This is a genomic window from Actinomadura graeca (genome assembly GCF_019175365.1).
GTDB lineage: Bacteria > Actinomycetota > Actinomycetes > Streptosporangiales > Streptosporangiaceae > Spirillospora > Spirillospora graeca.
Genome location: NZ_CP059572.1, coordinates 3,279,234 through 3,303,130, shown reverse-complemented (window position 1 = coordinate 3,303,130; position 23,897 = coordinate 3,279,234). Strand labels below are relative to the sequence as shown.

Genomic DNA, 23,897 nt, shown 5'->3' with positions numbered 1-23,897 from the left:
GCCTAGTAGATCTTCTGCAGGACGAGCGCGACGAACAGCAGGGCGACCAGCCCCGCGAGGACGAGCGCGGGCGGGATCGAAGGGCCGTGGCGGTGCAGCTCCGAGCGGGCCTCCCGGCAGGTGGCGCAGCGCCCCTCGACCACCGGGTTCGAGCACCGGGCGCAGATCAGATGTTCGCAGCTCATGTCGTGGGCCCCAATCTCCGTGAACGGCACGTGGGTCCGTGCGGGGTGAGTCCGTGCGGGGTGAGAACGTCGATCGACGACCTATTAGGTATCTTTCGCCATCATCCAGCGTAGCCGGACTGTATGGTCGTTCCGGCAAGTCCGGGAGCTCGACGGTACGAAACGGCCCGACGTCGGGAGACGGTCGCATGGCAGTGAACCGCATGGCCACGAACGGGCCGTCCCGCATTCCCGGCGTGTCGCCGCTCCCGGCCAAGCGTCCCGCGCCGGGCGGGCCGAGGTGGTTGACTGTCCCCTCTACACTGCTCGCAGGCTCCGCGGTCCACCCGGCCGTGAAGCCCGGCGACCCAGGCCGCAGACCACGGACCCGTTCCGTGGCCACGGAACGGGCCGCTCCCCAACCCCTAGACTGAACCGCCGTGATGCAGCCGTGATCCATTTCGACAACGTCACCAAGGTCTACCCGAGCCAGAACCGGCCCGCCCTGCAGCATGTGAACGTCGCCATCGAGAAGGGCGAGTTCCTGTTCCTGGTGGGTCCCTCCGGCTCCGGCAAGTCGACCTTCCTGCGACTCATCCTCAAAGAGGAACGTCCTTCCCAGGGTCACGTGCACGTGGCGGGCAAGGACCTGAGCAGGCTGACCAACTGGAAGGTGCCGCACCTGCGCCGCAGAATCGGCTGCGTCTTCCAGGACTTCCGGCTGCTCCCCAACAAGAACGTCTTCGAGAACGTCGCGTTCGCCCTTGAGGTGATCGGCAAGCCGCGGCGTTTCATCGGCAAGGTCGTGCCGGAGGTCATCGACCTGGTCGGCCTGGAGGGCAAGGCCCATCGGATGCCGGACGAGCTGTCCGGCGGCGAGCAGCAGCGCGTCGCCATCGCGCGGGCGTTCGTCAACCGGCCGATGATCCTGCTGGCGGACGAGCCCACGGGGAACATCGACCCCGCCACGTCCATCGGCATCATGAAGGTGCTGGACCGGATCAACCGGACCGGCACCACCGTCGTCATGGCCACGCACGACGCCGCGATCGTCGACGCGTTCCGCAAACGCGTCGTCGAGCTGGAGGACGGACGGGTCGTCCGCGACCAGTCGCGCGGCGTGTACGGCCAGGCCTACTGACCCATCCGGGGCCCGCCGCCACGTCCGGGCAGGTCCCGCGACCATCTGAACCAACGATTCTCGCCGGGGCGTACGACAGCCCAGACGTACGACACGGCCCACAGGGCGCGCACCGCGCCCGCGCTTCCGGCGGAACACAGGCGATCAAGGACAGCGAGGCATGCGCGCACAGTTCGTTCTCCAGGAGATCTGGATCGGTCTCCGCCGGAACATGACGATGACCATCTCCCTCGTCATCACGGTCGCCATCGCCATGGCGCTCTTCGGCACCGGCCTGCTCCTGCGCAACCAGGTGGACGAGTCCAAGAGCTACTGGTACGACAAGATCGAGGTCTCGATCTTCCTGTGCGCCAAGACCAGCTCCAACCAGAGCTGCCAGAAGCGTGACGTCACGCCCGAGCAGCGGGACGCGCTCAAGGGGCAGCTGGAGAAGATGTCCCAGGTCTCCAACGTGCAGTACGAGACCAAGCAGCAGGCGTACGCGCGGTTCAAGGACCGCTTCTCCGGATCGCCCGGTTTCGTGGAGAGCACCCGCGAGGGCGACATCCCCGACTCGTTCCGGGTGAAGCTGAAGAACCCGGAGGAGTACAAGGCGGTCGCCCAGGCGATGCTCGGCCAGCCGGGCGTCGACACGGTGATCAACGAGCAGGAGATCCTGAAGAAGTTCTTCCGGATCCTCAACGGGCTCCAGGTCGCCGCGCTGCTCATCGCCCTGATCCAGGTGGTGGCCGCGGTGCTGCTGGTCGGCAACACCGTCCGGTTGTCGGCGTTCAACCGGCGCCGGGAGACGGGCATCATGCGGCTCGTCGGCGCGTCCAACACCTATATCCAGATGCCCTTCATCCTGGAGGGCGCCATCGCGGGCATGATCGGCGGGCTGTTCGCCTCGATCCTGCTGGTGTTCAGCAAGCTGTTCCTCGTCGACCGGCTCGCCGAGGACGTCCAGCTCGTCAGCAAGCTCGGCTGGAGCAACGTCGTCTTCGTGATCATCGTCTCGATCTGCTTCGGCGTGCTCCTGTGCGCCATCGCGTCGTTCCTTACGCTGCGGAGATATCTGAAGATCTGATCCGGTGCCGAACCGGCCGCCGGTTCCGGCCGTCGGACAAAGCGGTTCCACCTCACCGGGGCGGTCCTCGTAAGATCGCCTTCGGACGGGGAAGGGGCCCGGTGCACGAACCGGAGCCGGACAAGGACCGAGGCTGATCACGTGCCACGCGACACAGGGCGCAAGCTCATCGCCCAGAACAAGCGTGCCCGCTACGACTACCACATCGACGACACCTGGGAAGCGGGCATGGTGCTCATGGGCACCGAGGTGAAGGCGCTGCGCGCCGGACGCGCGTCCCTCGCCGACGGGTACGCCCACGTGATGGACGGCGAGGTGTGGCTGGAGCACGTCCACATCCCCGAGTACACGCAGGGCACCTGGACGAACCACGCCCCCCGGCGCCGCCGCAAGCTGCTGCTGCACCGCCGCGAGATCCAGAAGATCATCGCCAAGTCGTCCGAGCCCGGGTGGACGCTGATACCCCTCGCGCTGTACTTCAAGGACGGCAAGGCCAAGGTCGAGATCGGCCTGGCCCGTGGTAAGAAGTCCTACGACAAGCGGCAGGCCATCGCCAAGCGGGAAGCCGACCGGGAGATGCAGAAGGCCGCGGCGGCCCGGTTCAGGAGACGGTGAGGGTGTCGATGCTCAGTCGAGGTCACGGACGCGCCCCGCGGGGCACGCGCACCGTACGGCGCCGGGTGATCTCGATCGCGTCCTGCGGCGCGCTCGTCGGCACGCTCACGACGGGCTGCTGGGCGGAGCCGTCCGCGATGCCCGCCGTCCGCGACTTCCTGATCGCCTGGGAGGTCGGCAACTACCCGGCGGCCGCCAAGCGGACGGTCGGCGCCGACCGCAAGGAGGTCTCCGACGCCCTCGGCCAGGTCCGCGCCCAGCTCGACGCCGCGTCGCTGCGCCTCGCCCTCGGCGTCCCCGGCCAGGACACCGACGTCAAGGCGATCGACAAGAAGGGCGACGAGGCCGACGCCCGCTTCTCGGTCAAGGTCGACCTCGGCGAGAACGGCCAGCCCTGGACGTACACGGGCCTGCTGCACCTGCGGCGCCAGGGCGGCAGGTGGAAGGTCGTCTGGGACCCGTCCATCATCAACCCGAAGCTGAAGCCGGGCCAGCGGCTCGCGGTGCTGACCGAGGTCCCGAAACGCGCCCCCATCCGCGACAACCAGGGCCGCTCCGTCCTGCGCGAGGTCTGGGCCTACAACGTCGGCGTGTACCCCGGGCGCCTCGCGGACCAGCAGCGCACCCTGGACGGCCTCGCCCGCCAGACCAAGATCGACGGCGGCCGCCGGCTGGACTCCGAGCGCCTGCTCGGCCGCGTCCGCTCCGCGCCGCCGCAGCAGTTCCTGCCGCTGCTGACCCTCCAGGTCCCCGACCACAACGCGCTCATCCAGCGGCTCCGCCAGATCGACGGGCTGCACTTCGAGCCCGTCAAGGTCCCCATCGACCCCATGTACGCGCCGGAGCTGATCGGCAGCCTCGGCCCCGCCACCGCCGACACGCTCCAGCAGGTCGGCGCCCCCTACCAGCCCGGCGACACCATCGGCGTCAGCGGCGTCCAGCTCCTCCAGCAGCGCCGCCTGGCCGGCACCCCGACCGTCCGGGTCGTCGCGCAGGACCCGACCGGCAAGAACACCGAGGAACTGCGCTCCTGGCCGGGCCAGCCGCCGCAGGACGTCCGCATGACCCTTGAGCCCACCATGCAGCGCAGGGCCGACAACGCCCTCGCCGGCCTGCCCGTCACCGGCTCACTCGTCGCCCTCCGCCCGAGCACCGGCGAGGTCCTCGCCGTGTCCAACCACCTGACCAGCGGCAGGAACCTCGCGTTCGAGGGCCGCTACCCGCCCGGCATGACCTTCGGGATCGTCTCCGCCGAGGCCCTGTTCTCCGAGGCCGGGATGAACCAGTCCACCGAGACGACCTGCCCCGGCACCGTCACCGTCGGCGGCCTGACCTTCACCAACAAGGCGCGCCCCGACGGGGGCTTCGGCACCCACTTCGCCTACTCCTGCCGGACGACCCTCGCCCAGCTCGGCGGCAGGCTCAGCGCGCAGACGCTCATGGCGGAGGCGTCCCGTCTCGGCCTCGGCAAGGACTGGGGGCTGTCCGTCCCCGCCTTCACCGGCTCGGTCCCGGCCCCCGCCAACGACGGCGAGAAGGCCGCCACCATGATCGGCGAGGGCAAGGTCCAGGTCAGCCCCCTCGCCATGGCCCTGGTCGCCGCCGCCGCCCAGAACGGCACCTGGAAGGCCCCCTACATCCTCAAGGACATCTCCAAGGCCGACCAGGTCCCGCCCACCAACCTCCAGCGCGAATCCATCTCCAGCCTCAAGAAGCTCCTCTCCCGCTCCATCAGGACCGGCCTCGCCACCCCCGCCCGCGTGTCCGGCGACGTCGTCGGCGTCGCCGCCCTGCCCGCCGTCACCGAGGGCGGCCAGAAACGCGAGATCTCCTGGTTCGTGGGCTCCCGAGGCGACCTCGCCTTCGCCGTGGCCCTCGAAGGCCACGTCTCCGCCGCCAAGGTCGCCGCCACGTTCCTCCGCGGCGTCCCGTCCGGCAGCAGAGGCACCCCCTGACCCGGTTTTGGCAACCCTTTACCGCCGAGCACGCAACCTCCAGTGCCCTCCCTTGCGTCTTCCCAAGTGACTGGGGCTCCGCCTGGGGGGTTGCGGGTTCCAGTCGCCGTGATGAGACCAGAGCCTCGTCTCGGGGGAGGCTCTGCCGTCCGGACCGGCCCGACCCTGCCGGTCGACCCCGGTGGGCGCGACGCGTCCACCGGGGTTTCACGTGCGCCCCCACGGGAATCACGTTGCCCCCGGACGCGTTACTCTTGTAGCGTCATGGTGCGGACGTCCCCGGACGGCCGCTTTGACAACTCAACATGGGGGTGACCGGCTTCGACTTCGGTCGATCGAGCCAGGGGAAGCGGGTCGAGGGTTGCTGTCGTGACCTCGTAAATCCTGTGACAGCAAACCACAACTGCCAACAAGAAGCAGTCCGAGTTCGCCCTCGCCGCCTGAGGCGAGTAGCGAACTCTGTCAGCCCGGGAGCGTCTCCGACCCGGGGTCTGGCATCGTAAGGAGACTCCACCTGCAAGCCCGGTCGCGGGGCCTGTAGGAAAAACAAACAGCGGCTGAGCCCGTCGGCGACTTGCCTGCATGAGCGCCGGGGCTGAGAAAACGCCGAGCAGGCTGCACCCGGAGAAGCCCTGACTCATTACCGAAGGACGCGGGTTCGATTCCCGCCACCTCCACGACACAAGAAGCCGCTGATCAGACACCGTCTGGTCGGCGGCTTCTCTGCTGCATTCCCACTTTATGCCCACCTTGGTAGGCAACCTTGCCCAGGACAAGGCCGCCTTGGCGGATGCCACGTTGCGCCCCAGGTAGACATCCTGGGTCATGCTCGGCTTGGCGTGGCCGAGGTGGTCGGCGATCGCGCGGGCGCTCAGGTCGGCCTCGTCCTCCAGGCGGGTCGCCACCGTCCGCCGGAGGGTGTGGGACGTCAACCGTCCGAACCTGCCAGCGTCCGGCCCGGTCGAGCACGTCCTTAATGTCCCGGTTGGCGTTGGAGGGGTTGCGCACCCCGCCGGGCAGGCTGGGGAACAGCAGGCCCACCTCTGCGGCGTGGCGCCTTCCTCGTCGCCGTCGGCCGTGACGATCGTGATCGTCCGGTCGGGTGCGGCCACGCCATCGCGATACGGCGGCGGCACAGCTCCACAAGGTGGCCCGACATCGCGATCACGCGCCAGCCCGCCTCGGTCTTGGGACGAAGCTGCACGACCGTGCCCTTGTCACTCAGCCGCGTGACGGTCGTGCATACCTCCGATGCACCGGCCGCGTCATCGACGACATCGGCCCGCACGGCGAGCACGGCCCCCGGACGCGATGCACGCAAATCCGGGGCCACGGTGGGACGGTTGCGCCAGCGGTCACCGGCGAAGCGCCGCCGCCCCGCTCTACTCGCCCGTCGGATCAGCCGACGCGCCGGGCGCCTCGGTGTTCCGGGCGGTGGCCTTTTCGGTGTCGGCCGGGACGGCCTCGCCCACGTCCGGGCCGGTGGTACATCGGTAGACGCCGCCGTGTTCGTCCCAGGTGATCATCCGCTCGGGTTCCTTCTGACAGGAGACGCGCAGGCGTAAGGCGTCCTCGGTGGCCGCGCGCCGCTCCGGTGTCGACCGGTAGAAGGTCCCGGCCGGGCGGGCGGAGGTCGCCGAGGTCTGCGGGGCGCGGCGGCGGACGGCGGCGTGTAGCGCGTCCAGCGGTCCGGGCGGCTCGGTGTCCAGTTCATCCGGCATCCGTGCCCTCCTCGGCGGCGGGTTCGTCGGTGGCGGGGACGAACTGCTCGGCGACCCACAGCGCGGGGCGCTCGATCTCGTCCGGCGGCTGGTAGGTCTTGGCCTCGCCGTCGAGAGTGCGGGCACGCCACGTCCCGTTGCCCGAGAGATGATCGTCGCGCGGGGGTCTTCGGTTTCGGGGTCCAGGAGCATGTAGACGCCGGTGCCGCCCTTGAGGATGTAGCCGCCCACGCGGGTCTCCTCGGTGCCGCTCATGGCGTCGGGGTCAGGTTGCCGGCGATGATGACCGCGGCGCCGATGATGTCCTCGGCTTCGGCGATCGGCTCGCCGTTGGCGTCGTCGTAGAACCACATCCGGTCCTGGTCGGTGGCGCGCGGTTTGCATGTGACCGTCTGCCTGGCATCCGTCGGATCGTCCGGCCTGGTGACGATGATGGCCAGCGGGCTGGCCCGCAGGTGCACGGCGAAGCGGCGACCCTGCAAGGTGCCCATCAAGTCGTGAAGCTTCGGGTACGCGTGCCGGTGCTCGGTGCCGTCGAAGCGATCGCTCATGTCCGCTCCGCGTAGTTCGTTACCCTGTCCATAGCCGGGCCTCCGTTCCGGTCAGGCCCCGGAGCACCGGTGTTCGCGCACCGGCCGGGGTCGCCCAGTCATCGGGAATCGAGGACTTCGCCTCGCAGACAAGCAGCGACTCAGCGCGGCCGGTAGTCAACCTCTAACGGTCCGTTATACGTTCCGGGGCATGGGCGTCAGCAGCCTGGGAGATGCGTTCTCCGTCGTCATGAAGCGTCACGGCTGGTCAGGGGCGGCACTCGCACGCAAGCTCGACGTCTCGCAGCCATGGGTTTCGATGGTGCTGGCCGGCAAACGCGATCCCGGCATGGCCAAAGCCGCGCGGCTTCTGCGTACCGTGGGCTGGGAACTGGAACTCGTCCCCAGCGAGGAGGACGACCCTGTGAGACGACGCCGTTTTCTGGCGTCGGCGGCCAGCGTCGCACTGACCCCGCCGGCGACCGGGAGGCACCCCTACCGCGATGCCTCGTATGTGCGGCTGCTCGCAGACCGCCTTGCCTACACCGAGGAACAGATCGGCGGGGCGCCCCTCGTCCGCGAGGCGCTTCGCCACGTCCGTCTTGTCGCGCCCGCCATGCTCGGCACCGACACGGGCCTGCAATCCGCTGCATCCGGCCTCGCCCGCCACGCGGCGCTCATCTTGCACGACACCCGCGACCTCGACAATGCCGAGCGTGTCGCCAACCTGTCCCTCGCCCTCGCTGGGAAGGGGCGCGATACCTGCGCGCAGGCCAACGCTTACTCGACGCTGTCTCTGATCCGCACCTACGGCAAGCCCCGATTCCGCGCGGCCGAATACGTCCGTCGTGGCCTGGCCCTGCATGACCTCGACGACGCCACCCGGGCCGCCCTCCTGGTGCGCCTGGCCCGGTCGCTGGCCGTCCTGCCAGGCCAGGAGCGCCCAGTCCGGCGTGCGCTGGAGGAGGCTCAAGCACTCGCCTCACGATTGAACCCCGCCGATGCTGCCGAGGTGATGGCGAACTCGGGGATCGCCCTCGCCGATTGCGGCCTTCACGCTCTTGGTGCTGTGGATCTGCGGAAGGCCGTCGCTGGGGTGGAGTCGCAATCCCCACTGCTCGCCGGGCTCTACCGGGCCCGGCTGACCAAGTCAGCGATCCGGGCCGGGGACGTCGGTGCGATGACCGAGGGAGTCGCCTCGGTGGCTCTGGTCGCGCCGCTGCTGACATCCCGGCGGATGGACATCCATGTTCGTCACATCCTCACCGGCACCCGCCCGTGGGCGGCGGTGCCGGAGGTCAGGAAGGCGCGCGAGCAACTCCGGGAGGTCACCAGATGAGCGGCCAGAGCATGGAGGAGGTGCTGAACGCGGGTGGTCACAAGGACGCCACGTTCCACCTCGCGGGTACGAAGGTCATCGTGTTGACCGACGACGACGGGCAGACGTGGCTGTGCCGCCGCGACGACGGTGCGGGGGAGTCTGCGGTTCCGATGGGCCGTGTGGAGGCACTGGAGAGGTTCGCCGGCGCGCTGGCCGAGGTGCTCGCGGCAGGCGATGTGACGCCGCGGCACCATGCCCGGGACGCCTGCGGAAGGCACCTGGCCTAGCTGACGAATTCGCGCCATTTGAAGTGCGAGCGCCCCGCACATTGCGACCGTGCGGGGCGCTCGTCCGCCGTCGGACTGCCCGCGTCGGGCGAGGGCGGCCAGCTCCAGCAGCTTGAACGCGTACTCCTCCGCCTCGTCCGGGGTGAACTGCAGGCCCACGGGCGCGTCGCCGTTGGCCAGCTCGATCCGGGCCTCGGCCTCGCGGTAGTGCTGCCGGATGAACATGCGCGCCTCGTCGGACTCCTCGTCGACGTGCACCTTGCCGTCGTCGTTGGCGGTCAGGACGACCGAGCGGGACGAACCGGTGTGCAGACGGTCGTCGTAGCAGTCGCGCTCGACGCGGGGGTCTTCGGTCTCGGGGTCCAGGAGCATGTAGACGCCGGTGCCGCCCTTGAGGATGTAGCCGCCCACGCGGGTCTCCCCGGCGTCGCTCATGGCGTCGGGGTCAGGTTGCCGACGATGATGACCGCGGCGCCGATGATGTCCTCGGCTTCGGCGATCGGCTCACCGTTGGCGTCGTCGTAGAACCACATCCGGTCCTGGTCGGTGACGCGCGGTTTGCACGTGACCGTCTGCCTGGCACCCGTCGGATCGTCCGGCCTGGTGACGATGATGGCCAGCGGGCTGGCCCTCAGGTGCACGGCGAAGCGGCGACCCTGCAAGGTGCCCATCAAGTCGTGAAGCTTCGGGTACGCGTGCCGGTGCTCGGTGCCGTCGAAGCGGCCTGTCATAGCCGCTCCGCCTGTTTCCCTACCCTGTCCCATAGCCGGACTTCCTTCCGGTCAGGCCCCGGCCGGTGCTCGTAGCGCCGCGATTCCGGTGCCGCCTGTCTCTGGGCGGAACCACGCACCGCTGGTGTTTTATCGGGTGTTGCGAACCACATAGGGAACTTCGGTGGCCGCGGTGCGTGGCTCCGCTGATGACAGTGAATCCGTGACAGACGCCACAGGTCAGCCTGATAATCGTCGAAGAGCCCCGAAACGGGGGCAGCGTTTCCAGGGATTTCCGGCTGGGTGGAATACGACATGTCCACAGAAAATATTCATACCGGCAAGCGGCTGCGCGCCGAGCGCAAAAGGCGCGGCCTGGTCGTCGCCGACCTTGCCGCGTTGTTCCGTTCGGTCGCGCCCCCGAATGTCGCTGCGGCCCTGCCTGGAACGAGGCCGGCGAGCACGCCGTCGGCCCGCGGTACCGGCTGCTGTGGGCCGCCGCGCTGAAGATGACCGAGGAGGAACTGTTCCCCGAACCTCCGCTCTCCAAGGGGCAGGGGATTAGCAGCGGCGAAGTCGATGCATCGGTCATACCGGACGTTAACGTGGACATCCAGGCACCTCCGCTCCCATGGGAGGACGACATGGAGCGTCGCGTACTACTGCAACTCGCCACGCTGGGAATCAGCGTGGGGACGCTCGGCTCAACCGGGGAACCGGTCCGTCAGCTACTCGCCCTAGCGCTGAACAGCGAACCTCGTGATCTCGATGACTGGCACCTGACCGTGTCGGATCACTTGCACGCGGTCCGCACCCGGCCCCCCGCGAAGGTTCGTGATGGCCTGGTGGTCAATCTGATCGCAGTCCAGCGTCAGCTACAGGACACCGAATCACGTGAGCTGGGGGTATTGATCGAACTGCGTCGAGTCGTAGCTGCGCTGACCGTGCTGTACGCGAACACCCTCACCCGGCTTGGGGATGACGATGCCGCCATTCACTGGTGGCGAACCGCCAAAACCGCTGCCGATGCGACCGGTGACCTCGATCTACGGCTTGGCGTGCGCGCCACGGAGGCAGGTCACGGACTCTATGGTCAGCGAGATCCGGCGACCGTCCTTAATCTCATTGACCAGGCGCAACGCATCACAGGTCACAGCCCACGCAGAGCATTGATCGCCAGAGCGCAGGCCCTCGCATTTACCAGTTTGGGGAGGCACGTCGACGCGCGGCGGGCCCTCCGAACGCACCTCCGCCTGGCCGAAACCGCATCGGAAGCCCAAGGGATCATGGCGGATTACTGGGATAATTGCCAATCGGATTGGGCCGAGCTTCAGATTTATGCCGCGATCGGTGACGAGCCCAAGGCGGATCGGGCTGCTGAGCACAACCTCGCCAGAATCTCGGATCACCAGTACGTGCCGATGATCCATCTGCAGCGCGCTTTGTGCACCATGATCAAGGGCGGGACCGATCATGGCGTCAAGCGAGCTACGGAGATCTTCGCCGCGCTGCCCCCGGCCGAGCTGAGCCACATGATCACCGAGACGGGGAAGAGGGTCCTGCGGGCCGTCCCCGTCGAACAGCGGGACCGACCAACCGTTCGGGAATTGCACGCGCTCATCTCGGCCTGAACCGTCCCCGAGGCATTATGGAACCGGTCGAACCCGGGCGACCGGGCAAGTCTGGAGGTTCACCGGCCGTGTCCGGAATCACGGAGCAGGGGAGAAAGACGGTGCTGGGTGCGTTGCCGCTGGCGCTGCGGGACAAGTTGGACCGGTACCGTAGCGCGGCGCTTGAGTCTGGGATCCCGTCCGAGGACGTGGAGCGGTGGCTGGGATTGGTCCGTCGACGCGTCATCCTGACGACGGAAGGGAAGGGACCGCCCGCGGGCCGCCTTGGTGCTCCGATAATGCTTCCGCCCGGCCTCCATGTTCCTGCGGTGGACGGGGAAGTTCGCGAGCACCTCATCGCGACCATTGATTTCGCTGCTCTGCCCGCGGATGCGACGAACCTCCCCCTGCCGCCCGATGGGCACCTGCTGCTGTTTGCGTACCCCGACCTGGACGGATGCGATGGATCCGCGGTGTACATCCCTGCTGGGACGACAGTCCAAGAGCGCAAGGTGGAGTACGACTACGATCCGGCCGATCTGCTAGCGGACATGGATTTCGACACCGAACTACAAGGTGAACTGCGTTTGCAGGAAGACGTGTCCCTGCCCGACCATGAGTTCTTTGACACGAAAGAGATCGCCCTCGACCTTGCCGCGCATCCGCATGCCAAAGAGCTGCGTGAGGTGTGGAGCCAGGCCCCTGGTGAGGGCCACCCCCGTTGCCTGCGGATCGGCGGATACGCCTTGGACCGTGAGGGGTACGGGGACCCCGTCTTCGATTGCGCGTCGAAGGAGACGGGAATCCCGTCCGTTGAGCAGTTCATGTCCGAGGACTGGGTGCTTCTGGCCGAATGGTATCCGAGCGGCTTGGAGCACTTGTGGTCCGCCATTGTTTACTGGGCGATCAGAAAGCAGGACCTGGAGGAACGGCGCTTTGATCGGGTGTCGGTCCTCATGAACGCCAATCCCTGAACCCTCTGCTGCCGTCGAGTAGACGCGCGATGAACTGCGTTTCGGCAGCCAAACGATCTTGGTGACCTGCATGCAGGGGTCTTTTGGGGGTTTTTCGGGCCTCACCTGGTGAGGTTGGTGGGCTTACTGGTTTTGCACATTGGTCTAGTCCTGGGAAGCGCTGACAGGTCTTTTGCCGCCGTCGACTATGGGGTTACTCGGTGGGAGGGAGTGTGGTGATGGAGATCAAGGTCAGTAGTTTCGGGCGGCGGCAGACCGGGCTGGGGGCGGTCAGCGGTGAGGCGGCGGCTGCGTACGGGCGGATCCTGCTGGCGATCGTCGGGGCGGACGGGCAGGTCACGGAGCCGGAGTTCGACTGGCTGGTGGCCCATCAGCGCTCGTTCGGGGTGCCCGAGCATGTCATCGACGGCTACGTGGGCTTCGACCACCAGTCGGCGGACCTGGATTCTCTGCTGGATGCGCTCGATGTCGACGTCGACGGCTGGCGGCCCGGTCCGACGCTCATTTACCACGCCATTCAGATGGCCGGGGCCGACGGTGTCTACGCCGACGCCGAGCGTGCCAAGGTCGCTGCCGCCGCGCGCCGCCTGGGCGTGGCCGAGGACATCACCGACGTCCTGCACCATATGGTCGCCGCCGAGGCCGCGCTGGACGCGATGCGTACCGCCCTGTTCCATACCTACTCAAGTGGGCATTGAGCCCTGCGGTCACTTGTGTTCGGAGTCGCAGTTTGCGCGGGGGAGGCTGATCGTGGCGGTTAGGCCGCCGGTGGGGCGGGGGGTAAGGTCGAGGATTCCGTTGTGTGCTCGGACGATGCTGTGCACGATGGCCAGTCCCAGGCCGACGCCGGCGTGCTCGTCGGTGCGGATGCGTTGTGTTCCGCGTTGGAAGGGTTCGATGAGGGTCGGGAGGAGTTCCGCGGGGACCGGGTGGCCGGTGTTCTCGACCCGGAGGACGCTTGTGTCGCGGTGCGCTTCGGTGTGGACCGTCACGGTGCCGCCGGTGGGGACGTTGTGGACGATGGCGTTCTGGACGAGGTTGGTCACCACCCGGAGCATCAGTTCCGGGGAGCCGGTGGTCTGGGCTCTTTCGCCGGTGACGTCGAGGGTGATCCGGCGTTGTTCGGCGAGGGGGAGCAGTGTTTCGGCGGCTTCTTCGGCGGTGAGGGAGAGGTCGACGGGCTCGCTGATGAAACCGGCGCGGTCGCTGCGGCTGAGCAGGAGGAGGGCCTCGGTGAGGTCGATCGCCCGCGTGTTGACCTTGTGGAGGCGTTCGAGGAGTTCGCCCTGGTCGCGGGTGGGGTCGCTGCGGGCGACGTCCAGGAGTGTCTGGGAGATCGCCAGCGGGGTGCGCAGTTCGTGGGAGGCGTTCGCGGCGAAGCGCTGCTGTTGGGTGACGTGATTCTCGAGTTGTTCGAGCATGGTGTCGAACACGTCGGCGAGTTCGCGGAATTCGTCCCTGGCACCTTTCATGCGGATGCGGTGGGACAGCGATCCTTCCGCGGCCATGCGCGCCGCGTCCGCGATCCGGGTGAGTGGTGCGAGCATCCGGCCGGCGAGGATCCATCCTCCGATGAGGCCGAACACCAGCAGGAATGCCATGGCTTGGGCCGCGCGGGGGGCGAACGCGCGCTGGAGGTCGGAGCGGCTGGGGATGAAGGGAGCGGCCGGGCCCCCGTGCCCGCCGCTCCCCGGTCCGGTCGTCAGCGTGCCGTCGGGGACGTAGCGCAGCAGGAACATTCGCACCACGGCCAGCAGGAGGCCACCGGCGACGAGGAGGAAACCGGCGTAGCTGAGGGTGAGTTTCAGCCGGGTGCTGAGCCCCGGGCGTCTATTCATGGGTGTCGCCGGTGTCGATGCGGTAGCCGACGCCGGGGACCGTGGCGATGAGCCAGGGTTCGCCAAGGCGTTTGCGCAGGGCGGAGACGGTGATGCGGACGGCGTTGGTGAAGGGGTCGGCGTTGGCGTCCCAGGCCCGTTCCAGGAGTTCTTCGGCGCTGACGACACCGCCTTCGGCCGCGACGAGGACTTCGAGGACGGCGAACTGCTTGCGGGTGAGCGCGACGTAGTGCCCGTCGCGGAAGACCTCCCGGCGGAAGGGGTCCAGGCGCAGGCCCGCGATCTCGCTGACCGGGGGACGGGCGTGCGCGCGCCTGCGGTCCAGCGCCCGGAGCCGCATGACGAGTTCCCGGAGCTCGAACGGCTTGGTGAGGTAGTCGTCGGCGCCGAGGCCGAACCCCGAGGCCTTGTCGTCGATCCGGTCGGCGGCGGTGAGCATGAGGATCGGCATGCCGCTGCCGGACGCGACGATGCGCCGGGCGATCTCGTCGCCGGACGGTCCCGGGATGTCACGATCCAAGACCGCGAGATCGTAGGAGTTGACGCTGAGCATTTCCAGGGCGGAGTCGCCGTCGCCGGCGATGTCGGCCGCGATGGCCTCCAGCCGGAGGCCGTCACGGACGGCTTCGGCCAGGTAGGGCTCGTCCTCCACGATCAGCACGCGCATACCCGGATCCTAGGCAGCGCCACATATCGTCGGCATATTCGTACCGCCCGGCTCACGGGTTCGCGCGCTCCGGGCCCGGGTGCGCGGGGACGGGCACGGTGGCGCCGTCGACCAGGCGCGCGACCAGCTGCCGGTACGGCAGCCCTGCGGCGGCGAACATCTTCGGCACCTGGGACTGGGCCGTCATCCCCGGCATGGTGTTGACCTCGTTGAGGACGGGGCCGTGGGCGGTGAGGAAGAAGTCGACGCGGGCGACACCGGCGCAGCCGAGCGTGTCGAACATCCGCACAGCCGCCTCGGCCAGGGCGGTCCGGTCCGCGCCGCCGATGTCGGCGGGGACGGTGAACCGGGCCGAGCCGTCGTATTTGGACGCGGTGTCGAAGAGGCCGTCGGCGTGGATCTCCAGGGGCGGCGACGCCCACCGGCGGCCGTCGGCCTCGCGCAGGACGGCCACGTCGATCTCCCGGCCCGCGACGACGTCCTCGATCAGGATCCGGTCGTCGTAGCGCGCCGCGCGGTCCAGCGCGTCGCGGAGCCCGGAGGCGTCGCGGGCCAAGGCGACACCGTAGCTCGAACCGGCCGAGGCGGGCTTGACCACCACGTCCTTCTCGAACTCGACATCGGTGATCTCCGCCGCGGTCACCAGCCGGCCGGGGGCGGTGCGGATCCCGACGGCCTTCGCCGCGAGCTTGGTCGCCCACTTGTCCATGCCGAGCGCTCCGGCGCGCAGGCCCGAGCCGACCATCGGCGTGTGCGCGAGAGCGCACAGGGCCGCGAGGGTCCCGTCCTCGCCGGACGGGCCGTGGACGGCGGGGAAGACGACGTCGGCGCGTTCGATGACGCCGAGCGCCGCGGCCAGGGAGCCGGCGACCTGCGATCCCAGCGCCTCCGCTCCGTGCCTCCACGTCCCGTCACGGTCGATGATCAGTTCGTCGACGTCGAACCCGCCCGCGCGCAGTTCCCCGGCGATCGCCGCGGAGGTGGCCAGCGAGACGTCGTGCTCGGCGTTCTCGCCGCCGCCGATCATCACGATCCGCCGTGTCATGCGATGCTCCTTTTCACACGCGGCCCGATGCCGGTGACGATGGTGTGCGGAATGGTCCCGGCCCAGCGGGCCCAGTCGTGGACGGTCGGGGTCGCGCCCCCGTCCGGGCCGAACACGGTCGCGGACGTGCCGGCCGGGAAGGACTCGGCGCCGGTGTCGATCACGATCTGGTCCATCGAGACCCGTCCGGCGACGGGGAGGCGGCGCCCGCGGATCGCGACACCGGCCTGGGGCGAGCATTCGCGCGGGATCCCGTCGGCGTACCCGACGGGCAGGACGCTCAGATGGGTGGCGCGGTCGGTGACGTACGTGCCGCCGTAGCCGACCGGTGTGCCAGCCGGGACCGCCGTCGTATGGACGATCGGTGCGGTCAGACGGGACGCGTCGTGCATCCGCACCGTCCCGGACGGGTCGATGCCGACCAGCCCCGCCCCGACGCGGACCATGTCGAAGTGCGTCGCCGGGTCGGTCAGCGTCCCCGAGGTGGCGGCGAGATGGGCCGGCGGTGAGCCGAGCCCCGCCGCCCGGACCGCCTGCCGTGCCTGGCGCATGGCGGCGACCGCGGGCGCGTTCGCCGCGGGGTCGGCGCGGTCGGCCAGCGGCAGATGCCCCATGACGCCCGCCACGCGGACCCTCCGAGCCCGCTGACCACGCTGGGCGAGGCCGATCAGTTCGTCCCACTGCCCGCGGGGGCAGCCGCCACGGGACATTCCGGTGTCCATATGGAGATGGATCCGGACCGTCGGGGTGGCTTGCGCGAGCAGTGCGGCGAGCTCGTCTACGGATCCGACCGCGACATCGACCCCGGCGGCGGCGGCCGCCTCGGCGTCGATCCCGGAAGGGTGCAGCCAGGTGAGGATCGGCACCGCCAGGCGAGCGGCGCGCAACGCCGCGGCCTCCGCGACGCTGGTCGTCCCGAGCCACCCGGCGCCGGCGGCGACGGCGGCCCTGGCGACCGTGACGGCGCCGTGGCCGAAGCCGTCGGCCTTGACCACGGCCATGATCGTGCTCCGGGTCCGCGCGCGGATCTCGACCACGTTGGCGGCCACCGCCACGGGCAGCATCTGCAAGGTCGGCGGACGGAACGTGCCCGCCCGGCGCTGAAGCGCGGCCGGGACGCGGTTCACGGCCGCCTCCGCGGATCCTCGGCGGGACCCCTGTACATCGGCGCGCGGCCGTTCGCATCGGCTTCGGCCGGATGGGGACGCGGCCGGTGGTGCCAGGACCCGTTGCCGGGCACCTGGCATGGCCGGTAGGCGGCACCGTGATCGGACGTCCACGCCGCGGCATCCGGATGCGGCAGCCTGACCGGCTCGGCCGTGCGGTACTCGAAGTGCCACCACTCGTTGTCGTAGACGCGGTAGAGCCCGTACCGCCCGCCGTGGAGTTCGAGCCACCGCGCGCCCTCGGTCGGCCGGACGTCCAGGGCGAGCCCCCGCACGTGGCTGGACTCCTCAGGCGGCAGCACCCGCCGCCGCGCCGCGGAGACCGAGCCGGTGCGCCGCACCTCCTCGACGAAGATCCGGTGCTGTTCCGCCACGTCGCGGTGTCCCGAGGTGAGCCCGATCAGCTGCCCGTCGCGCCAGAACGCCTCGGCTCGCGCGTGCGTGAACGCCCTCAGCGTCTCCGGTGTGAGCCCACGGAGATCTTCGGCGGGGAAGCGCAGGCTCAATGCCCACTGGCAGGCCAGGAAACGGGCACGGCCGGGTGCCCGGCAGAAGGCCAGCGGTACCAGCAGCGCCGCGAGGAACCGGGTGGCGGCGGCGAGGACGTCCGCTTTGGTGGTCGAAGGTGGATTCGCCACGACTCACCGCCGAGTGGCCGGGCGGGGATGCCGAGTGGCTGGTCCCTGACGTTGGCGGCCACCGGGGAACGCCAGAATGACGAGAACGATCCTGCGCGTACGACGGGGTGGCGCTGAGAGTGATGCGCTGTGGCCCATGCGCCTACTGAAGGCGGAAGGCCGTTGCGGTGACGTATGCGATTTTCGATACGTCCGCGATACACCATTGATCCGGGTTGAGGGATGGCTCGGAGCGTCCGAGGACGGCGGTTCAGGGCGTCCGACGCTGGCGGTACAGGGTGGCTGGGCGGTCGGTGGTCTGCCCGGAGACGAAGGCGAAGGGGCCGCTGACGTCGGCGGAGAACCGTTCGGCCGCGTCCAGGGCCATGCGGAACCGGTGGCGGGGAGTCCACCAGTGGCCATTTGTCGGGATTCATCTGGTGGACAGTGCGGCGGTCCTATGCTGCTCCGGTGACGACGAAGCTAGTCAATCAAGACCAGGTGACCGCGGGGCTGAGGACGGTCACTCAGGTGTTGAACCCATTCGTCCAAAAGCGCATGACCGGGGCGCACGGAAAGAACTGGCTTCCGGATTTCGTGCGACGGCATCCCCGTCCGGGGGCGTCCCAAGAACATCTCGGGGATCTGGGATTCCTGATCTGGGTGCTGACCAAAGACGAACGGGCCTTCGGGCCGAAGGTGCTGCCAAGGCAGGCGAAGAACCTCGCACACCGGATTCGTGAGGCGCGCAATCTCGCGTCGCACGAACAGCTCAATGACCTCGACCTCACGACCGCCAGGACCGCGTTGCAGTCGATGGCCGAGTTCCTCACGCTGATCGGCGAGCCGGGCAAGGCCAATGAGGTGCGCCAGCTCACCGGACGGCTCCAGTCGACGGGAAGCGCGGCCCCGCATGCCGTGCGGCCGAAGGGTTCGACGCCGACGACGCGGCGCTCGGGGCAGCGATCGGGATCCAAGACCAAGACCAAGACCAAGTCCAAGCCCCAGGCGAGGAAGGTCGATCCGCAGCCGTGGCCTGCGCCGCCGCCGCGGAAGACCAGCGCCCGGCCGGTGATCCAGCTCAAGATCGGGTGCGGTGCCGTGGTCGCGCTCGCCGTCATCGCCCTGGCGACGGTCTGGGTGCTGTTCGGCCAGCGGGACGCGGATCCCTACGAGGGCAAGTACAAGAACGAACCGCTCGGCGCGCGGCTCAACACGGGGCGTATCGAGATCCCCCGGGATTATCATCTGCGTTTCCTGGACGAGCCGATCGCTCCTCTCCAAGGCGCTTTCGGAGGCGATCTCGGGTTCAGCGCGGGACAGTTCACGGCCGCCGACGGCCGGATCGTCGTCGTCACACGTGGCGAGAAACTCAGCTACGCCACATGCCGGGATACCACCCGCTACGCCGCCAGTACTCGTGTCACGAAGACACTGCGCATGTGTGTCACGACCGACACCGGTGTCGTGGCGGGAGTCGCAGTCCGGGGTGTGCGCAAGCAAGGGACGAATACCTTCGTCAAAATCGACATCATCGTCTGGAAGGGACGCAAGCCCAAGGGCTGATCGCCCTTCGGCCGTCCGCCCGTGGCCGCTTCGTTCCCGCGTCCCGCCGGTCAGGCGTGGGCGCCGGGGCGGGCCGCGGCGGTGTAGCGGCGGGCCAGGCGGGCGAAGGCGGCTTTGAGTTCGGGTGGCCCGACCACCTCGATGTCGGCGTCGAACCTGCCGATGGCGGCGGCCAGGCCGGTCCATGACCAGGAGCCCAGGACGAGCCGGCAGCGGTCCGGGCCGACGTCCTCGACGATCCCGTCGCGGGTGTAGAGGGAAACGGTGGAGGCGGGAAGGCCGAGGATCACCTCGCCCCGGCATGGCCAGCCGCCAGCACCGTCCGACCCCTGGAACGTGCTGGTCACGTAGGCGGCCACGTCGCCGCCGGGCACCTCGCGCGGGGTGAAGCGCGGCCCGGTGGGGGTGCGCGGGGTGATCCGGTCGGCGCGGAAGATCCGCCAGTCGTCGCGATCGAGGTCCCAGGCGACGAGGTACCAGCGCCCGCCCCAGGTCACGAGGTGGTGCGGCTGCACGCGGCGCGGCGAGGGCCGGACGTCCCCGCCCGCGGACGCGGTGACGTGGTCGAAGCGCAGTTCCTCATGGGCGTGGAGGGCGGCGGCGACCGCCGTGAGCACGCTGCTCTCGACCTGCGGCGCGGGCCGTTGGACGGGCGTGACCTGGACGGTGTCGATCCGGTGCCGCAGCCGGGCGGGCATGACCTGCCGGACGGTGGTCAGCGCGCGCGCCGCGGCCTCCCCGATGCCCGCTCCGGCGGTGGTGGCGAGCTGGAGCGCGACGGCCAGGGCCACGGCCTGCTCGTCGTCGAACAGCAGCGGGGGCAGGTCCGCGCCGGCGTCCAGGCGGTAGCCGCCGTCCGGACCCTTGATCGCCACGATGGGATAGCCGAGCTCGCGCAGGCGGTCGACGTCGCGCCGCACGGTGCGGGGGCTGATCTCCAGGCGCTCGGCCAGCAGCGCGCCGGGCCAGTCCCGGCGCGCCTGGAGCAGCGAGAGCAACGCCAGCAGCCGTGCGGCGGTCTTGGGCATGCCTCCATTGTGCCTCCGGTAGCGGCCAGATCCTGTCCGCTACTGCTGCCATCGTGGGTCACAGAGCAGATGACAGGTATCGAAAGCTGAGGAACCGAACATGTCCATCGATGTTGTGACGCACCTGAACTTCCGCGGTGACGCCCGCGCGGCACTCACGTTCTACCGGTCCGTGTTCGGTGGGGACCTCGCCGTGGTCACGTACAAGGACGCCGGGAACGTCCAGGAGCCGTCCGAGGCGGACCAGGTGATGTGGGGCCAGGTGATCGCCGGCAACGGCTTCCGCGTGATGGCCTACGACGTGCCCTCGCACCTGCCCTGGGAGCAGGGCGAGAACGCGTTCTTCGTCTCGCTCCGGGGCAAGGGGACCGAGGAGATCACCGCGTTGTGGGAGAAGCTCTCCGACGGCGCGACGATCGTCCAGCCGCTGATGCCCGCTCAATGGGCGCCCCTGTACGGGATGCTGAAGGACCGGTTCGGCGTCACCTGGGTCGTGGACGTCGTCGCCGAGTACACCGCGTCCTGACCTGCGCAGCCGGGGCGGCGGGCGAGGGCCGCCCCGGCATTCCGACGCCGAAAGCCGGTGGTCGGCTTAGCCCATGAGCCGTTGCGAATGCCGTCGGGCGGGCCGAAAGATGCGCTTGGGACGCGCGTAGGGTGAGATTCATGCCGGACACGCCGCACGTCGATCCGTTCACCCTGAAAACCGAGCCAGCGGCACTTGAGGATCTCCGCGCGCGGTTGCGTGCGACGCGCTGGCCGGACGCGCCCGAGGACGCCGGCTGGTCCCTCGGGACCGACCTGGACTACCTTCGCGAACTCGTCGGCTACTGGGCGGACGGGTTCGACTGGTCCGCGCAGGAAGCGGCACTCGCGCGGCTTCCGCACTTTCGCGTCCGGGTCGGTGGCCTGGGCATCCACGTCGTGCACGCCCGGGCCGCCGCGACGGCCGGGCCCGTCCTGCCCCTGGTCCTCACCCACGGGTGGCCGGACTCGTTCTGGCGCTATTCGAAGGTCGTCCCGCTCCTCACCGACCCCGGCGCGCACGGCGCCGACCCGGCCGACGCGTTCGACGTGGCCGTGCCCGACCTGCCCGGCTATGGGTACTCCGACCGTCCCACCGGGCCGCCGCTGAACTCGATCGCCGTCGCCGGTCTCTGGGCCGAGCTGATGGACGTCCTCGGCTACCCGCGGTTCGGGGCGGCGGGCGGCGACATAGGCAGCCATGTGAGCCGCTACCTGGCGCTCGACCACCCCGACCGGGTCGTGGCCGTCCATCGGACGGACGCGGGCCTGCCCGTCTATACCGGCCCGCCCGAGGACCTCACGCCCGAAGAACGCGCCTGGATCGACAGCACCGCCGCCTGGTCGGTGACCGAAGGGGCCTACGGCGCCATGCACCGCACGAAACCCCAGACCGCCGCCTTCGGGCTCACCGACTCACCGGCCGGGCTCGCCGCGTGGATCCTCGAAAAGCTCCAGGCGTGGAGCGATTGCGGAGGGGACGTCGAACGACGTTTCACGAAGGACGAGATCCTCACCAACATCACGCTCTACTGGCTCACGGGGACGATCGGCTCGTCGATGCGGATGTACAAAGCGAATGGCGCCATCCCACCGGCCCAGCTCGCCCGCCGGGTCGAGGTCCCGTCCGGCTTCTCGATTTTCCGCGGCGACGTCGTCCGCCCGCCGAGGGCGTGGCTCGAACGCACGGCGAACGCCGTGCGCATCACCGAGCCTCCGAGCGGCGGCCATTTCGCGCCGTTCGAGGAGCCCGAGCTTTACGCGGAGGAGCTCCGCGCCTTCTTCCGCCCCTACCGGGCGGCCATGACGGCCTGACAAGCGCGCACATCTCGCCGAACCGTCCCGGGATGCCGACCCGCCTGAGTAGGCCGTCCCGTTAATGCCCGCCGGCCGCTTTCCTGGGCGCGTTCCGTTACCTGATCGATGTCTGGCTTCATCTGGCCAGATTCGGGCGGCAGGCGGCGGTGTGGGCCACCCTTGCCGAAGGGGAAAACGGTGGTGACATGGCCAGGGGGCGGAGATGACGGCCGAACATCAGGTCGCGGCGGCGGTGGACTTCGGGACGCATGGGACGGGGTGGGGATGGGCCACGATCGACGCCATCAACGACTCGCCCGACCACCGGAAGATCAATTATCAGAGCCGTCATCGTGGCAGTCCCGAGGCGACCGCGAAGAACCTCACCGCGCTGCTTCTGGGCGCCGATGGTGAAGAGGTCGTGGCGAGGGGATTCGACGCCTCGCGCAAATGGCGGCGTATGAAGGGAACGGCCGAGGCCGACCGGCACGGCTACGCCTACGCGTTCAAAATGGCGCTGAAGCCCGAGGTGTACAACGGTGACGTGCCCCGCGGTGAGGGGACGGTCTATCTGCGCGATACCCGGGACGTCCAGAAACTGATCACCGCCTATCTGCGCGAGGTGCGTTCGGAGGCGGTCGCCGATATCGCCAAGCGCGGCTACCGGGAGGAGCACATCCGCTGGTGCCTGACCGTGCCCGCCATCTGGGACGAGAACGATCGCGCGCTGATGCGGGACGCCGCGGAGAAGGCGGGCTTTCCCAAGGACGAGAACAGTCTCCTGATCACGCGGGAGCCCGAGGCGGCGGCCGTCTACTGCTGGATCCGGCACGCGCGGGTGCTGGGCATGGACGACGCGCGTGAGCATCTGGACCTGTCGAACACCGGTGACCGGTTCATGGTCGTCGACTGCGGCGGCGGCACCGTCGACATCACCGCGTTCCGCGTGAGGATGTCCCCGGACGGAAAGCCGCGGCTGTACGAGATCGGCCGTCCCGACGGCGGGAAATTCGGTTCCGAGTACGTGAACGCGGCCTTCACGGACGACTATCTCACCAGGGTGCTGGGCGCGGACGTCATGGAGCGGGCGAAGGAGCACTGCCGTCACGATCTCGACGATCTGGAGGCGCAGTGGGAGCGCGAGAAGGTCAATCTGATCGTCGATCAGATCGACGGCAGGCCGCGCATCATCGACCCCATCCTCCTTCGCATGGGGCACCATCTGTGGGGGCTGCTCGACGAGGAGGACCGCCGGCGGCTCACGGCCGAGTACGGCGCCGAATGCGGCCTGGTCGTGCGGGAGGACGACGCCCAGGCCATCTTCGACACGGCGATCGCGCCGATCCTCAAGACGGTCGAGCACCAGCTGTCGGTCATGCGGCGCAACGACGGGTTCTCGGACCAGCGCGAGAAACTCGTGATCGTCGGTGGCTTCGGCCGGTCCGAGTACCTTCAGGCGTCCATTCATGAGAGGTTCCGGGACGAGGCCGAGGTCCTGGTCGCCGAGGACCCCGCCACCGCCGTGCTCTTCGGGGCGGTGCATTTCTGCTACGACCCCGACGCGATCCGCTCGCGGCGTTCCCGGTACACGATCGGCCTCGCGGTGTGCAAGGACTTCCGGCACGGCGTCGATCCCGCGGACTCCCAGGTGACGGGCGACGACGGCCTCAAATGCAATACGCGGTTCGACCGGATCGTCATAGCGGACGAGAGCGTCGAGGTGAACGAGGAGCGGGTGCGGAACTACTTCCCGATCTCCAAGGACCAGAGGGAGCTGGGCCTCAGGCTGTTCTCCTCGCTTGAGGACGATCCGGAGTACGCGACCGAGGAGACGTGCAAGAAGCTCGGTGAGATCACCGTCGACATCTCCGAATCCGAGGGAAAGGAGCGCGGCGAAAGGCCGATCCGCATTTATCTGTCGTTCGGCGGGAACGAGACGCGGGTACGCGCGGAGAATCCCCGGACCGGCGAGATCCAGGAGACCACCTTCGACGTCGACTACCTCCGCTGAGATCCCGAATGGACCGAGAAGTGGGTATCTTGAACACCGTCAGC

Annotated in this window: 24 protein-coding genes and 1 other RNA gene; 14 read left to right on the top strand and 11 right to left on the bottom strand. The window is 69.0% G+C overall.

All coding sequences use genetic code 11. The annotated features are described in order from the left end of the window. Window positions 1-2: 2 nt before the first annotated feature. Complete coding sequence (locus AGRA3207_RS14540) at window positions 3-185, bottom strand: hypothetical protein (protein ID WP_067454033.1); 183 nt, start codon at window positions 183-185, stop codon at window positions 3-5. A 430-nt stretch (window positions 186-615) separates the two neighbouring features. Here AGRA3207_RS14540 and ftsE point away from each other — a divergent pair, with 430 nt between their 5' ends. From ftsE to ssrA, 5 genes are all read left to right on the top strand, one after another. Then, window positions 616-1,305 carry a cell division ATP-binding protein FtsE gene (ftsE, locus tag AGRA3207_RS14535; RefSeq protein WP_131944148.1) on the top strand — a complete coding sequence of 230 codons (690 nt, stop codon included), beginning with the start codon at window positions 616-618 and terminating at the stop codon, window positions 1,303-1,305. 160 nt (window positions 1,306-1,465) lie between these two features. After that, window positions 1,466-2,371, top strand: a complete 906-nt coding sequence (ftsX, locus tag AGRA3207_RS14530) for a permease-like cell division protein FtsX (RefSeq protein ID WP_231335158.1) — start codon at window positions 1,466-1,468, stop codon at window positions 2,369-2,371. Window positions 2,372-2,512: 141 nt separating this feature from the next. Further along, a complete protein-coding gene (gene smpB / locus AGRA3207_RS14525; RefSeq protein WP_231335157.1) occupies window positions 2,513-2,986 on the top strand; it encodes an SsrA-binding protein SmpB in 474 nt (157 codons plus the stop codon). 65 nt (window positions 2,987-3,051) lie between these two features. Further along, window positions 3,052-4,941 (top strand): penicillin-binding transpeptidase domain-containing protein, encoded by a 1,890-nt coding sequence (locus AGRA3207_RS14520; RefSeq protein WP_231335156.1) that lies wholly within the window; start codon window positions 3,052-3,054, stop codon window positions 4,939-4,941. Window positions 4,942-5,248: 307 nt separating this feature from the next. Continuing rightward, window positions 5,249-5,621, top strand: a transfer-messenger RNA (tmRNA) gene (ssrA, locus tag AGRA3207_RS14515). Window positions 5,622-6,323: 702 nt separating this feature from the next. Here ssrA and AGRA3207_RS14510 read toward each other — a convergent pair. Both AGRA3207_RS14510 and AGRA3207_RS14505 read right to left on the bottom strand, forming a co-directional pair. Next, entirely contained in the window at window positions 6,324-6,662 is a 339-nt protein-coding gene (locus tag AGRA3207_RS14510) for a hypothetical protein (protein ID WP_231335155.1), read from the bottom strand. A gap of 251 nt (window positions 6,663-6,913) precedes the next feature. Beyond that, window positions 6,914-7,213: a hypothetical protein gene (locus AGRA3207_RS14505; RefSeq protein WP_231335154.1), complete on the bottom strand. Its 300-nt coding sequence runs from the start codon at window positions 7,211-7,213 to the stop codon at window positions 6,914-6,916. A gap of 190 nt (window positions 7,214-7,403) precedes the next feature. Between AGRA3207_RS14505 and AGRA3207_RS14500 the strand changes: the two genes are divergently transcribed. Then, window positions 7,404-8,531, top strand: a complete 1,128-nt coding sequence (locus AGRA3207_RS14500) for a helix-turn-helix domain-containing protein (RefSeq protein ID WP_231335153.1) — start codon at window positions 7,404-7,406, stop codon at window positions 8,529-8,531. Here the strand turns inward: AGRA3207_RS14500 and AGRA3207_RS14495 are convergent. Both AGRA3207_RS14495 and AGRA3207_RS14490 read right to left on the bottom strand, forming a co-directional pair. Beyond that, a complete protein-coding gene (locus tag AGRA3207_RS14495) occupies window positions 8,447-9,235 on the bottom strand; it encodes a hypothetical protein (RefSeq protein ID WP_231335152.1) in 789 nt (262 codons plus the stop codon). The genes AGRA3207_RS14500 and AGRA3207_RS14495 overlap by 85 nt on opposite strands. Next, window positions 9,232-9,531 carry a hypothetical protein gene (locus AGRA3207_RS14490; protein ID WP_231335151.1) on the bottom strand — a complete coding sequence of 100 codons (300 nt, stop codon included), beginning with the start codon at window positions 9,529-9,531 and terminating at the stop codon, window positions 9,232-9,234. The genes AGRA3207_RS14495 and AGRA3207_RS14490 overlap by 4 nt, the downstream gene beginning before the upstream one ends. Before the next feature lie 282 nt (window positions 9,532-9,813). Between AGRA3207_RS14490 and AGRA3207_RS14485 the strand changes: the two genes are divergently transcribed. The 4 genes from AGRA3207_RS14485 to AGRA3207_RS14470 all read left to right on the top strand — a co-directional run bounded on the left by AGRA3207_RS14485 (window position 9,814) and on the right by AGRA3207_RS14470 (window position 12,792). Continuing rightward, window positions 9,814-10,017 carry a hypothetical protein gene (locus AGRA3207_RS14485; protein ID WP_231335150.1) on the top strand — a complete coding sequence of 68 codons (204 nt, stop codon included), beginning with the start codon at window positions 9,814-9,816 and terminating at the stop codon, window positions 10,015-10,017. A gap of 2 nt (window positions 10,018-10,019) precedes the next feature. After that, complete coding sequence (locus tag AGRA3207_RS14480; protein ID WP_231335149.1) at window positions 10,020-11,141, top strand: hypothetical protein; 1,122 nt, start codon at window positions 10,020-10,022, stop codon at window positions 11,139-11,141. A 68-nt stretch (window positions 11,142-11,209) separates the two neighbouring features. Further along, complete coding sequence (locus AGRA3207_RS14475; protein ID WP_231335148.1) at window positions 11,210-12,094, top strand: DUF1963 domain-containing protein; 885 nt, start codon at window positions 11,210-11,212, stop codon at window positions 12,092-12,094. A 218-nt stretch (window positions 12,095-12,312) separates the two neighbouring features. After that, window positions 12,313-12,792 carry a tellurite resistance TerB family protein gene (locus AGRA3207_RS14470; RefSeq protein ID WP_231335147.1) on the top strand — a complete coding sequence of 160 codons (480 nt, stop codon included), beginning with the start codon at window positions 12,313-12,315 and terminating at the stop codon, window positions 12,790-12,792. Between the two features lie 9 nt (window positions 12,793-12,801). Here AGRA3207_RS14470 and AGRA3207_RS14465 read toward each other — a convergent pair whose 3' ends face one another. From AGRA3207_RS14465 to AGRA3207_RS14445, 5 genes are read right to left on the bottom strand one after another with little or no spacing between them, the layout of a single operon-like run. Continuing rightward, a complete protein-coding gene (locus AGRA3207_RS14465) occupies window positions 12,802-13,932 on the bottom strand; it encodes a sensor histidine kinase (protein WP_231335146.1) in 1,131 nt (376 codons plus the stop codon). Next, the gene (locus AGRA3207_RS14460; RefSeq protein WP_231335145.1) at window positions 13,925-14,599 is read right to left on the bottom strand and encodes a response regulator transcription factor; all 675 of its coding nucleotides are present in this window, start codon (window positions 14,597-14,599) and stop codon (window positions 13,925-13,927) included. Before AGRA3207_RS14460 ends, AGRA3207_RS14465 begins: the two co-directional genes overlap by 8 nt. A 52-nt stretch (window positions 14,600-14,651) precedes the next feature. Beyond that, window positions 14,652-15,644 (bottom strand): D-alanine--D-alanine ligase family protein, encoded by a 993-nt coding sequence (locus tag AGRA3207_RS14455; protein WP_231335144.1) that lies wholly within the window; start codon window positions 15,642-15,644, stop codon window positions 14,652-14,654. After that, entirely contained in the window at window positions 15,641-16,771 is a 1,131-nt protein-coding gene (gene alr, locus AGRA3207_RS14450; protein ID WP_231335143.1) for an alanine racemase, read from the bottom strand. Before alr ends, AGRA3207_RS14455 begins: the two co-directional genes overlap by 4 nt. Next, the gene (locus tag AGRA3207_RS14445) at window positions 16,768-17,448 is read right to left on the bottom strand and encodes a M15 family metallopeptidase (RefSeq protein WP_231335142.1); all 681 of its coding nucleotides are present in this window, start codon (window positions 17,446-17,448) and stop codon (window positions 16,768-16,770) included. Before AGRA3207_RS14445 ends, alr begins: the two co-directional genes overlap by 4 nt. 450 nt (window positions 17,449-17,898) lie before the next feature. Between AGRA3207_RS14445 and AGRA3207_RS14440 the strand changes: the two genes are divergently transcribed. Next, the gene (locus AGRA3207_RS14440) at window positions 17,899-18,993 is read left to right on the top strand and encodes a Swt1 family HEPN domain-containing protein (RefSeq protein WP_231335141.1); all 1,095 of its coding nucleotides are present in this window, start codon (window positions 17,899-17,901) and stop codon (window positions 18,991-18,993) included. Window positions 18,994-19,043: 50 nt separating this feature from the next. Here the strand turns inward: AGRA3207_RS14440 and AGRA3207_RS14435 are convergent, their stop codons facing one another. Continuing rightward, a complete protein-coding gene (locus tag AGRA3207_RS14435; protein WP_231335140.1) occupies window positions 19,044-20,021 on the bottom strand; it encodes a helix-turn-helix transcriptional regulator in 978 nt (325 codons plus the stop codon). Between the two features lie 100 nt (window positions 20,022-20,121). Between AGRA3207_RS14435 and AGRA3207_RS14430 the strand changes: the two genes are divergently transcribed. The 3 genes from AGRA3207_RS14430 to AGRA3207_RS14420 all read left to right on the top strand — a co-directional run bounded on the left by AGRA3207_RS14430 (window position 20,122) and on the right by AGRA3207_RS14420 (window position 23,853). Then, window positions 20,122-20,547 (top strand): VOC family protein, encoded by a 426-nt coding sequence (locus AGRA3207_RS14430; RefSeq protein ID WP_231335139.1) that lies wholly within the window; start codon window positions 20,122-20,124, stop codon window positions 20,545-20,547. A gap of 140 nt (window positions 20,548-20,687) precedes the next feature. Beyond that, a complete protein-coding gene (locus tag AGRA3207_RS14425; RefSeq protein ID WP_231335138.1) occupies window positions 20,688-21,860 on the top strand; it encodes an epoxide hydrolase family protein in 1,173 nt (390 codons plus the stop codon). 205 nt (window positions 21,861-22,065) lie between these two features. Then, on the top strand, window positions 22,066-23,853 hold the full coding sequence (locus AGRA3207_RS14420) for an Hsp70 family protein (RefSeq protein WP_231335137.1): 1,788 nt from the start codon (window positions 22,066-22,068) through the stop codon (window positions 23,851-23,853). Window positions 23,854-23,897: the final 44 nt, after the last annotated feature.